The sequence below is a fragment of the Actinoplanes sp. NPDC089786 genome, from assembly GCF_040684855.1.
In the GTDB taxonomy this organism is placed as follows: Bacteria; Actinomycetota; Actinomycetes; order Mycobacteriales; family Micromonosporaceae; genus Actinoplanes.
This window is the reverse complement of sequence record NZ_JBFBGU010000017.1, coordinates 1-11,184: the sequence shown is the minus strand read 5'-3', so window position 1 is coordinate 11,184 and position 11,184 is coordinate 1. Positions and strand designations below refer to the sequence as shown.

Here is an 11,184-nt window from a genome sequence, read left to right as displayed (position 1 = left end):
CGGTTCGTGCGGTGCCGCGCCGCCCGGAAATCAAAAGACCCGGGAACAAAGGCCCGGAACACAAGAAAGGCAAGGAGACGAACTCCCTGCCACCTCTAACGTATATCGCACCCCCGGCCTTGCGGCAAGACCCCGGTGGCGGCGCAGAATCGGCGGCCGAGCCCAAGAATCGGGGGAAACGCATGTTCGATGTCATCGTGGTCGGTGGCGGCCCGACCGGCATGATGCTCGCGAGTGAACTGCGGCTGCGGGGCGCCGGGGTGCTCGTGGTGGAGAAGGATGTCGAGCCGCCGCCGTTCGTGCGGTCGCTCGGGCTGCATGTGCGCAGCATCGAGATCATGGATCAGCGGGGGCTGCTGGAGCGGTTTCTGGAGAACGGCTCGCAGCATCCGATCCGGGGGTTCTTCGCGGGCATCGACAAGCCCGCGCCCACGGGGCTGGACACCGCCCACGGCTACGTGCTCGGGATTCCGCAGACGATCACCGACCGGCTGCTGGCCGAGCATGCGATCGAGGCCGGGGCCGAGGTGCGGCGTGGCGTCGCGGTGGCGGGGCTGGAACAGGACGACGACGGCGTGACCGTGCGGTTCGAGGACGGGGCGGGGGAGCGGGCGCGGTTCGTCGTCGGGTGTGACGGCGGGCGCAGCACGGTCCGGAAGCTGCTCGGGGTCGGTTTTCCGGGTGAGCCGTCGAGGGTCGACACGCTGCTGGGCGAGATGGAGGTGACCGCCCCGGCGGAGGAGCTGGCCGAGGTGATGACCCGGGTCCGGGTGACCGAGAAGCGGTTCGGGATCGGGCCGTCGGGCCGGCCGGGGGTGTTCCGGGCGGTGGTGCCGGCTACGGGCGTGGTCGAGGACCGGGCCGCGCCGCCGACGTTCGAGGAGTTCACGGGCCAGCTGCGGGCGTACGCGGGAACCGATTTCGGCGCGCATTCACCGCGCTGGCTGTCACGCTTCGGCGACGCGACCCGGCAGGCCGAGCGTTACCGGGTGGGGCGGGTGTTCCTGGCCGGGGACGCGGCGCACGTCCACCCGCCGATCGGCGGGCAGGGGCTCAACCTGGGGATTCAGGACTCCTTCAACCTGGGGTGGAAGCTGGCGGCGGCGATCACCGGCTGGGCGCCGGACGACCTGCTGGACAGCTACGAGTCGGAGCGGCATCCGGTGGCCGCCGACGTGCTGACCAACACCCGGGCCCAGATGCAGCTGACCACCGACGAGCCGGGGCCGCGGGCGGTCCGGCGGCTGCTGGCCGAGCTGATGGACTTCGACGACGTCAACCGGTTCCTGATCGAGAAGATCACCGCGATCGGCGTCCGCTACGACCTGGGCGAGGGCCATCCGCTGCTCGGCCGGCGGCTCGCCGACCGCCGGTTGAAGCACGGGCGCCTGTTCGAGCTGCTGCGCGCCGGCCACGGGCTGCTGCTCGACCGGACCGGGCGGCTGTCGGCCGAGGGCTGGGCCGGCCGGGTCGACCATGTCGCCGAGGATCTGGATGTTCCCGCGCTCCTGCTCCGCCCGGACGGGCACGTCGCGTGGGTGGGCGAGGACCAGCCGAGCCTCGACGTCGCGCTGGCCCGATGGTTCGGCACCGCCCAGGCTCAAGAGGCGGAGGAGGGCGATCGGCGCTGGAGGAACTCGTAGACGTCCTGGGCGTCGACGCCCGGGAACGTCCCCGGGGGAAGGGCCGCCAAGAGGTGGGAGTGGACTCGGGCGCTCGGCCAGGCGTGGCCTTCCCAGGTGTCGACCAACGATGACGGTGGGCGGCGGCAGCAGGCCGGGTCGGGGCAGCGCGAGACGGTCCGGCGGGTGGTGTCGCCGCCGCGGAACCAGCGGGCGTGCTCGTACGGGGTGCCGACGGTGACCGAGAACTCGCCGGAGCGGGTCGACTCGACGTGGACCGTGCACCAGTACGTGCCGGCCGTGGTGTCGGTGAACTGGTAGAAGCTGGAGTACGGGTCTTCGGACTGGAACACCGTGCGCGACGCCCAGCGGCGGCAGATGGGCTGGCCCTCGATGGCGCCGGTCACGTCGGCCGGGAAGCGGACGTTGTCGTTCTCGTACGCCTTGTAGACGATTCCGCTCTCGTGCACCCGGGTGAAGTGCACCGGGATGCCGAAGTGGTGGGTGGCCAGGTTGGTGAAGCGGTGGGCCGCCGTCTCGTACGAGACACCGAACGCGTCCCGGAAGTCGTCGATGGCGAGCGCCCGGTCGGCCTTGGCCTCGCGCAGGAACTCGACCGCGAACTTCTCGGGCATCAGCAGCGCCGCCGCGAAGTAGTTCGCCTCGACCCGCTGGCGCAGGAAGTCACCCCAGTCGACCGGATCGTTGTGGCCGAGCACGAAGTGACCCAGTGTCTGGAGCACCACCGCCCGCGGGTCGTGGCCCTTGCCGCTGGCCACCTGGGGCAGATAGATCCGCCGGTTCCGCAGGTCGGTGACCGACCGCGTCGAGTTCGGCAGATCCGACACCCAGTGCAGCGTGAATCCGATCTGTCCGGCGATATCGAGGATCCCGCGCTGGGACAGCGGCCCGGTCGAGTGCCGCACCGATTGCAGCACATCAAAAGCGGCCTTCTCCACCGAGGCGAAGTAGTTGTCCCGTGAGCGCATCTCCGTCCGAAGGGAAGCGTTGGCCCGGCGAGCCACCTCGGGCGTCGCGCTCTGCTCGGTCAGGACCCGGGACAACTCCCGATGCAGCCCGATCAGCGATTCGAGAGCGTCGGCGGGCAGGCGGCGGCCGGCGCGAACCGTCGGCAACCCGAGCGCGCCGTAAACGGAAGATTCCTGAAAATGCGCCAGCTCGATCTCCAGGGCCGCCCGCCGGGTCGGTGCCTCGGCCCGCAGCAGATCCTGCAGCGGCACCTCCAGAGCGGTCGCCATCGATTGCAGCAGCGACAGCTTGGGCTCGCGCTTCCCGTTCTCGATCAGCGACAACTGGGACGGCGCCCGGCCCACCAGGGCGCTGAGATCGTCGAGCGTCATGCCCTTGGCCCGGCGTTGATGCCGCAGCCGCTGCCCGAGAAGTGCGAGGTCCACGAAGTTAACGCTAACAGAAGAACGTGAAATCTTCTGCTCACAAACGTCTCCACAACGCCGGCCCAACCCAGCAACAGTGGGGTTCTTACCAAGGAGGGGATCGAAACAATGACCGACGTCAGAGGCGGTACCGCAGCGGACCTCACTCGGGCCTGGGCCGGCGATCCTCGTTGGCTGGGCATCCGCCGCGACTACACCGCGCAGGACGTGGTGCGGCTCCGCGGCTCGCTCCAGGAGCGGCACACGCTCGCCGAGCGCGGCGCCGAGAGGCTCTGGGAGCTCCTGCACGACGAGGAATACGTCAACGCGCTCGGCGCCCTGACCGGCGGCCAGGCCGTCCAGATGGTGCGCGCCGGGCTCAAGGCGATCTACCTGTCCGGCTGGCAGGTGGCGGCCGACGCGAACCTGTCCGGGCACACGTACCCGGATCAGAGTCTGTATCCCGCGAACTCGGTGCCGGCGGTCGTCCGGCGGATCAACAACGCCCTGACCCGCGCCGACCAGATCGAGGTCGCGGCGGGCCGGCACGAGCGGGACTGGTTCGCGCCGATCGTGGCCGACGCCGAGGCCGGCTTCGGCGGGCCGCTGAACGCGTTCGAGCTGATGAAGGCCATGATCGCGGCCGGCGCGGCGGGCGTGCACTGGGAGGACCAGCTGGCCAGCGAGAAGAAGTGCGGTCACCTGGGCGGCAAGGTGCTGATCCCGACCCAGCAGCACATCCGCACGCTCAACGCGGCCCGCCTGGCCGCCGACGTGTGCGGTGTCCCGTCGCTGGTCATCGCCCGTACCGACGCCTTGGCCGCGGACCTGCTCACCACCGACGTCGACGAGCGCGACCAGCCCTTCCTCACCGGCGACCGCACCGCGGAGGGCTTCTTCCGGGTGCGGAGCGGGCCGGCGGCCGCGATCGCCCGCGGTGTCGCGTACGCCGACTACGCCGACCTCTTGTGGGTCGAGACCGGCAAGCCCGACCTGGAGTTCGCGCGGGAGTTCGCCGAGGCGATCCACGCCGAGCACCCGGACAAGATGCTGGCCTACAACTGCTCGCCCTCGTTCAACTGGCGTAAGAACCTGGACGACGCCACGATCGCCCGGTTCCAGAAGGAGCTCGGGGCGATGGGCTACAAGTTCCAGTTCGTCACGCTGGCCGGCTTCCACGCGCTCAACCACTCGATGTTCGAGCTGGCCCGGGGCTACGCCGAGGGCGGCATGAGCGCGTACGTGAGGCTCCAGGAGGCCGAGTTCGCCGCCGAGGCGGACGGCTACACCGCGACCAAGCACCAGGCCGAGGTCGGCACCGGCTACTTCGACGCCGTGTCCACCGCGCTCAACCCCGACAGCTCCACGACGGCGCTGTCCGGCTCGACCGAAGCGGAGCAGTTCTGATGAGCAGCGTGGAAGAGATCGTCATCACCGGCAGCACGGCCGGGCGGTACGCGGAGATCCTGACCCCCGAGGCGGTCGCCTTCGTGGTCGCGCTGGACCGGGAGTTCGGGGCGCGGCGGGTGCAACTGCTCGACCGTCGGCGCCGGCGGCGCGCCGCGCGTACCGGCGAACTCGATTTTCTGGAATCGACCAGGCACATCCGGGCCGACACGTCGTGGACGGTCGCGCCGCCGGCCGAGGACCTGCTGGACCGGCGGGTGGAGATCACCGGGCCGCCCACCGCGTCAAAAACGATCAAGGCCTTGAGCTCCGGCGCCAAGGTGTGGATGGCCGACTTCGAGGACGCCACGTCCCCGACCTGGGACAACCTGATCGAGGGGCAGCTCAATCTCCTCGACGCGATGCCGATGAACAACGAGGAACACGCCACGATCATGGTTCGGCCGAGAGGCTGGCACCTGCCCGAATGCCACATCCGGATCGGCGGCCGGGCCATCTCGGCGGCCCTGTTCGACTTCGGCCTGTACCTGTTCCACTGTGGCCGCAAGCAGATCGAGCGCGGCAGCGGCCCGTACTTCTACCTGCCCAAGCTGGAGTCGCATCTGGAGGCCCGCCTCTGGAACGACGTCTTCGTCAAGGCCCAGGAGATGCTCGGCATCCCGCGCGGCACCATCCGGGCGACCGTGCTGATCGAGACCATCACGGCCGCGTTCGAGATGGAGGAGATCCTGTACGAGCTGCGCGAGCACTCGGCGGGCCTGAACGCCGGCCGCTGGGACTACCTGTTCAGCATGATCAAGAACCGGCCGGACGTGGTGCTGGCCGAGCGTTCCCAGCTCACCATGACGGCGCCGTTCATGCGGGCGTACACCGAACTGCTCGTGGCGACCTGCCACCGGCGCGGCGCCCACGCGATCGGCGGGATGGCCGCGGTCGTGCCCAGCAAGGACCCGGTGGCGGCCAAGCGGGCGCTCAACCAGGTGCGGCAGGACAAGCGCCGCGAGGTGGGGGACGGCTTCGACGGCTCCTGGGTGGCTCATCCCGGTCTGGTCGAGACCTGCCGGGACGTGTTCGACCAGTGGCTGGGCTTCGAGCCGCACCAGATCGTCCGCCGCCGCGACGACGTGCGGGTCACCGCCGCGCAGCTGCTCGACGTGAAGCGCCAGTACGGCGGGGTGAGCGAGGTGGCGCTGCGGACCTCGGTCAGCGTGGCCGTGCGCTACATCGCGGCGTGGCTCGGCGGGCAGGGCGCGGTCGCGCTGAACGGCCTGATGGAGGACGCGGCCACCGCCGAGATCTGCCGGACCCAGCTGTGGCAGTGGGTCTCGTCGGGCACCCCCACCGACTACGGCGTGCCGATCACGGCCGGGCTGGTCACCCGGATGCTCCGCGAGGAGCTCGACGTGCTGTCGGCGACCGGCGCGCTCGACGAGGACGCGGCCCGGCGGTACGGGCAGGCCCGTACCCTGCTGACCGTGCTCGTCACCGAGCGCACGTGCACCGAGTTCCTCACCCTGCCGGCCTACCTGCGCCACCTGGGCGGGGCGACCGCCCAGGTGGCGCTGGCCGCGTAGTTACTCGAGCTCCTTGAGCGTCTTGCGGGACCCGCGCTCGTGCAGCAGGTCGAGCACCTGCTGGTAGGTCGAGGCGAACCGCTCGTTCTCGGCCAGATCGCCGAACAGGTCACGGTTCTGGATGAACGTGCGATCCAGGGCCCGCTGCTTCAACTCGGGGGCCAGCCGGTCGACCACCTCGATCGGCCGGCCCTCTTCGTCGCGGCCCTCGGCGTAGCGGGCCCACGACGCGACCACCGCGGTGGCGCGCAGGATCGGGCCGCCGGTCTCCAGGTTGTGCCGGATCACCGGGAGCAGCCACTTCGGGATGCGGTCCGAGCTCTCCGCGCACAGCCGGGCCACGGTGTCGCGGACCTGCGCGTTGGAGAAGCGCTCGATCAGCTGGTGGCGGTAGTCGTCCAGCTCGATGCCCGGCACCGGCGCCAGCGTCGGCGACGCCTCCTGCTCCATGTAGGCGAGCAGGAAGTCGGCGAACAGCGGCTCCTGGGCCACGTCGTGCACGAGGCGGTAGCCGGCCAGGTAGCCGAAGTAGCAGAGCGCCTGGTGGCTGGCGTTGAGCAGGCGGAGCTTCATCAGCTCGTACGGCTCGACGTCGTCGACCACCTGCACGCCGGCCTCCTCGAACGGCGGCCGGCCCTGGTTGAAGGTGTCCTCGAGGACCCACTGGGTGAACGGCTCGCACACCACCGGCCAGCCGTCGTCGATGCCGAACCGGCTCCGGACCAGCGCGCGGTCCTCGTCGGTGGTGACCGGCGTGATCCGGTCGACCATGCTGTTCGGGAAGGCCACGTTGTCCTCGACCCACGTCCCCAGCTCCGGGTCACGCAGCGCGGCGTACGCGACGAAGCTCCGTTGCGCGGCGTGGCCGTTGCCCTGGATGTTGTCGCAGCTCATGATCGTGAACGGCGGCGTCCCGGCCGCCTTCCTCCGGGCCAGCGCCTCGACCACCAGCCCGAACGTGGTCTTCGGCTGGTTCCCCGGCTGCAGGTCATGCTGGATGTCCGGATTGTCGGACACGAACTCCCCGGTCACGGCGTTGATGTTGTAGCCGCCCTCGGTCACCGTCAGCGACACGATCTTGATCTCGGGGGAGACCATCTTCGCGATCACGGCCTCCGGGTCCTCCGGCGCGAACAGGTACTCCTTGATCGACCCGATGACCCGCGGCTCGAGGGTGCCGTCGGGCGCCTTCACGACCAGCGTGTAGAGCCCGTCCTGGGCGTCGAGCACGTCGCGCATGCCCAGGTCGGCGGGCATCACGCCGACGCCGCAGATCGCCCAGTCGAGCGCCTTGCCCTCGTTCATCAGACGATCCAGGTACATGGCCTGATGAGCCCGGTGGAAGCCACCCACCCCGAAATGCACGATTCCGGTCTGGAGCCGGCCGCGGTCATAGCCGGGCCCGGGCACCCCCTCCGGGAGTTCGGTCAGGTTCTGCTGGGTGAGCGGTGGCATCGGGTGTCCTCCCACTGCTGCGGTGCTGGTAGGCGTCCTCCTCAGCATTGCACCAACCACCGACGGTCACCGGGAACGACCTCTCGAGATTGCCGAAAACCCCTTCCGGGTACGGGCGCAGCACGGTCCCGTCACCACCCCTGAGCTGCGGAAACCAAGCTCTCCGCGAGGCGCTTCGGGTGGTGCCGGCCGGTCCGGCCAGAATCCCGCCGCCCGAGCCCCGCCGCCGCGCACAGCCCCCCGATTCCGCCGCCTTCGCGCGCCCGCCGGACCCGCCCGGTCGCACGCATCCTCGCCACCTATTCGGTCACGCTCGAATCCGTTTGCCGCCCGTCCGCCGCCGCTCCTACCGTCCGGCCATGCCCCACCACATCGGTCGCGACTACCTGCGATCCGCCCTGTCCGTCGGCGCCGTGACGGTGGTCGACGCCCTGCCGGCCCACGCCTACGCCAACCGCCACCTGCCCTCCGCCGTCAACCTCACCGCCGAGGACGCCGCCGCCCGCGCGCCGTCGGTGCTCCCGGACCGGGCCGCCGACATCGTCGTGTACTCGACCGACGCGCACTGCACCCGCGGCCCCGACCTGGCCGCCGCCCTGGAACAGCTGGGCTACACCAACATCAGCGTCTACACCGAGGGCATCCAGCCCTGGGCCGACGCGGGGCTGCCCGTGGAGCACGCGATCACCTAGGCCGTGCTCGCCGGCCCGACCGGGGCGGCGGAGCGCTTGGCCGGGTTTGCGACACGGCCTAGGCTTCGCCTTCATGACGCAGCCCTTCACCGTCGTGTTCCGTGGGTACGACCGCCCGCAGGTCGACCAACTCCTCGCCCTGGCCGACCAGGCGCTGGCCTCCGGCAGCGAGACCGCCCACGTCACCGCCCGGTCCACGTTGAGCGACCCGATGCTGCGCGTCACCCTGCGCGGCTACGAGCGTCCCGCCGTCGAGCAGGCCATCAGCGAGCGCCTGACCCGGCTGGGCGGCCCGCTTCCCGCGCCCGCGCCCACACCGGACGACGCGTCGCTCGGCTTCACCACGGTCCTGCGCGGCTACTCCCTGCCCGAGGTCGAGCAGTTGTTCGCCCGGGTCGAGCGGGCCCTCGCCGCCGGCGACACCGCCGCCGCCCGGCAGGCCCTGAGCACGGCCGAGTTCGCGATCGTCCTGCGCGGCTACGACCGGGGCGAGGTCGACGAGGAGGTCCAGCGCCGCCTCAAGGAACTGTGACGCTCAAGGAACTGTGACGACGGTCTGCTCGGCGGCCGCGGGCCGGGCGATGAGCGTCGGGACGTCCTGGTCCGGGAAACCGTGCAGATCCAGCCCGTTGAGCGCGAGGTCGAACGAGCCGCCGATGGTCAGCCCGCCCGCGAGGCCGGCGTAGAAACTCCGCGCGAACTGGATGGCCGCCTGGTCGAGCACCTCCCGCTGCATGCCGATGACGCACGGAACGTGCTGGGCGATGGCCGTCGCCTGCTCGCGGGTGTGGCAGGCGTTGAGCACCACGCACCGCAGACCGGCCTGGAGAACGCCGAACAACCGGCTCAGGGCCGCCGGTTTCACGAACCGGCCCCGGCCGCGCTCGTCGACGACCTGGATCCCGGCCGTCGGGTGACCGTGGCCGCTGAAGTGGGCGATCACCGGCCGGTGGGCCAACATCTCGTCGTGCAGGTCGTCCAGCCGCACCGCGTCGGCCGTCTGGACCCGGAGCCGATCCCGCCCGCGGGACCGCGTGACCGCCTGACCGATCGCGCGACGTTCCTCGTCGAGGCGCAGCGGCGGCGCCCCGGCGGCGTGGGCGCTCATCAGCAGGATGACCGCCTTCTCCGGGGTCCCGTTCTTGTCGCCGAAGACGACGTCGCCCCCGATCTTCGGGCCGTTGACCAGATCGCCGGCGACGTTCACGCGGTTGAAGTACGTCTGCATGGTGCTCTCTGACGGACCGGTCCGTCAGAGACGTACATGAGCAGAAGCAGCATCAGACGCAAGGACGTCGAGGTGCGGATCAGCCGGCGGACGCTGTGGGTCGACACCACCGCGTACCCGCTGGCGCATGTCACCAAGATTCAGCCGCTCGAGGTGACGGTGAAGCGGGGCCGCCTGCTCTTCACCTACCTGAAGGACACCGGGTCCTGGCTCGTGCTGGGCGTCATCGGCCTGGTCATCCTCGGCTGTCTCGGCACCTCGGTACCGGCCGAGGTGACCACCGGCTACGGGGTGGTCCTGCTCGTCGCCCTGATCGTGATCACCGTCCGGCTGGTCCGCCGCCTTTCCTTCGGCACCCTGCACGTGCTGAGCATCGGCATCGCGGGCACCCAGCGCGCGGCGGTCCTCAGCCGCGACGGCGCGGTGATCAGCCGCCTGGCCCAGCGGGTCGTGGACGCGATCGACGACCCGGCCCTGGAGTACGCCATCCACATCGAGAACATCGAGGTCGCCGGCGACATGGTCAACGGACCGAAGGCCGGCGGCGACGTCATCTTCGGCAACAAGACCGGGGCCTGAGCCGATGCGACCGGTCATCGACGCCGCCACCGGCCTGGTGGCCCAGGCCATCACCCTGATCGCCGTCTCGACCGTGATGATGTTGCTGGTCAAGCGCTTCGTCCCGGTCCTCGGCGCGGAACTGTGGCGCTGGTACTGGACGGCCCTCACCTGGCTGATCCGGGCCCCGTTCCGCCTGATCCGGGTGCTGCTGAAGAACATCACCCATCGCCCGTGACGCTTCGTGCCATCCGGGCGACCACGGCAGTCAAGGCCCGGCCCCTGACCGGCGGCTGTCACGGGGCCCAGCCACCGTAGCCGCCCTCCTTCCAGGGCGTCGTGAAGGCAACGAGAATCAGGAACACCAGCAACCAGCCCATGGAACCCCACCAGAGCGCCCAGACACCCACTACGGAGGCGCCCAGAAAGAACGGCAACGGGCCGAACATCGCGGTGACGGTCAGGCCGTCCAGGAAGCGACGCAGCGGGCCACGCGGCGGCGGCGTCCCGATAGCGATCGCCGCGGCGAACAGCACCGGGAACACGGCTCCCACCACGAACCACACCCATCGGTCGGCCTCGGGCGGCAGGACACCGATCAGGACGGCGACAAGCACGACGAACGCCACCGCAATTCCCCATGCCCAGCGCTTGCGGCGAAGTCGCCCGACCGTCATCGGTCCAGTATGGGTTCCGCAAACTTCCGGCGGAAGAATGAGCGGATGGAGCCACCGGGGCCGCCAGAACTGCCCCCCGAGGGCGCGGATATCAATCACCACGCCGCGACTGTGCACCCTCGACGATCTTGTCCGATCTCGACCCCTGCGTCGCGGTCGATCCGCTTGTAGATGGTCCAGGCGCTGACCAGAGGTTCGTTCGGCGCCGATCGGCTACCAGGTTCACCGCGGGGACGGCTCCAAATGCCGAGCCCTCGAACAGTCGGCATGCGTTGATCAGCACTGCGTATGTCACCTTGGCGGCGAGCGCGAACTCCTCGTCGTTGATCGACAAACCCATGCCCATCCCGCCCGGGATCGCGTCCCGCGCCGTGCCGCATGGCCCAGCCGAGGCCGTGCTAATAGCGCGATAGCAGCCGCCAGGTGCTCCCCGTGTTGTTCCTTGCCGCTACGGCTGAGTCGCGCGACGAAGGACGTTGCCTGCTAAGCCCCTGGCAGGAACTGTTTCCCGTAACTCTGGGGTAGCCAGGGTGAGGTCCAGGGTGCGGCGGTGGTGAGGTTCTGGGCGTCGGTGCGG

General features: G+C 70.2%; 11 protein-coding genes. 7 read left to right on the top strand and 4 right to left on the bottom strand.

The annotated features are described in order from the left end of the window. Positions 1 to 182: 182 nt before the first annotated feature. Complete coding sequence (gene rox, locus AB0O15_RS34095) at positions 183 to 1,643, top strand: rifampin monooxygenase (protein ID WP_364327338.1); 1,461 nt, start codon at positions 183 to 185, stop codon at positions 1,641 to 1,643. On the opposite strand, the gene AB0O15_RS34090 is transcribed toward rox, so the two are convergent. Continuing rightward, positions 1,601 to 3,037 carry an XRE family transcriptional regulator gene (locus tag AB0O15_RS34090; RefSeq protein WP_364327335.1) on the bottom strand — a complete coding sequence of 479 codons (1,437 nt, stop codon included), beginning with the start codon at positions 3,035 to 3,037 and terminating at the stop codon, positions 1,601 to 1,603. The two genes, rox and AB0O15_RS34090, sit on opposite strands and share 43 nt — an antisense overlap. A 108-nt stretch (positions 3,038 to 3,145) precedes the next feature. On the opposite strand from AB0O15_RS34090, the gene aceA reads away from it, so the two are divergent. Continuing rightward, a complete protein-coding gene (aceA, locus tag AB0O15_RS34085; protein WP_364327332.1) occupies positions 3,146 to 4,423 on the top strand; it encodes an isocitrate lyase in 1,278 nt (425 codons plus the stop codon). Continuing rightward, complete coding sequence (gene aceB, locus AB0O15_RS34080) at positions 4,423 to 5,997, top strand: malate synthase A (protein ID WP_364327329.1); 1,575 nt, start codon at positions 4,423 to 4,425, stop codon at positions 5,995 to 5,997. The genes aceA and aceB overlap by 1 nt, the downstream gene beginning before the upstream one ends. Here aceB and AB0O15_RS34075 read toward each other — a convergent pair whose 3' ends face one another. Continuing rightward, entirely contained in the window at positions 5,998 to 7,452 is a 1,455-nt protein-coding gene (locus tag AB0O15_RS34075; protein WP_364327326.1) for a mannitol dehydrogenase family protein, read from the bottom strand. A gap of 359 nt (positions 7,453 to 7,811) precedes the next feature. Here AB0O15_RS34075 and AB0O15_RS34070 point away from each other — a divergent pair, with 359 nt between their 5' ends. Both AB0O15_RS34070 and AB0O15_RS34065 read left to right on the top strand, forming a co-directional pair. Beyond that, positions 7,812 to 8,144, top strand: coding sequence for a rhodanese-like domain-containing protein (locus tag AB0O15_RS34070; RefSeq protein WP_364327323.1), 333 nt, complete (start codon positions 7,812 to 7,814; stop codon positions 8,142 to 8,144). A gap of 73 nt (positions 8,145 to 8,217) precedes the next feature. After that, on the top strand, positions 8,218 to 8,676 hold the full coding sequence (locus AB0O15_RS34065) for a hypothetical protein (RefSeq protein WP_364327321.1): 459 nt from the start codon (positions 8,218 to 8,220) through the stop codon (positions 8,674 to 8,676). Between the two features lie 3 nt (positions 8,677 to 8,679). Here the strand turns inward: AB0O15_RS34065 and AB0O15_RS34060 are convergent, their stop codons facing one another. Further along, positions 8,680 to 9,372: a CHAT domain-containing protein gene (locus AB0O15_RS34060; RefSeq protein WP_364327318.1), complete on the bottom strand. Its 693-nt coding sequence runs from the start codon at positions 9,370 to 9,372 to the stop codon at positions 8,680 to 8,682. A gap of 36 nt (positions 9,373 to 9,408) precedes the next feature. Between AB0O15_RS34060 and AB0O15_RS34055 the strand changes: the two genes are divergently transcribed. Further along, a complete protein-coding gene (locus AB0O15_RS34055; protein ID WP_364327315.1) occupies positions 9,409 to 9,951 on the top strand; it encodes a DUF6232 family protein in 543 nt (180 codons plus the stop codon). A 4-nt stretch (positions 9,952 to 9,955) separates the two neighbouring features. Further along, the gene (locus AB0O15_RS34050; RefSeq protein WP_364327312.1) at positions 9,956 to 10,168 is read left to right on the top strand and encodes a hypothetical protein; all 213 of its coding nucleotides are present in this window, start codon (positions 9,956 to 9,958) and stop codon (positions 10,166 to 10,168) included. A gap of 58 nt (positions 10,169 to 10,226) precedes the next feature. Here the strand turns inward: AB0O15_RS34050 and AB0O15_RS34045 are convergent, their stop codons facing one another. Continuing rightward, positions 10,227 to 10,709 (bottom strand): hypothetical protein, encoded by a 483-nt coding sequence (locus AB0O15_RS34045; RefSeq protein WP_364327309.1) that lies wholly within the window; start codon positions 10,707 to 10,709, stop codon positions 10,227 to 10,229. Positions 10,710 to 11,184 lie beyond the last annotated feature (475 nt).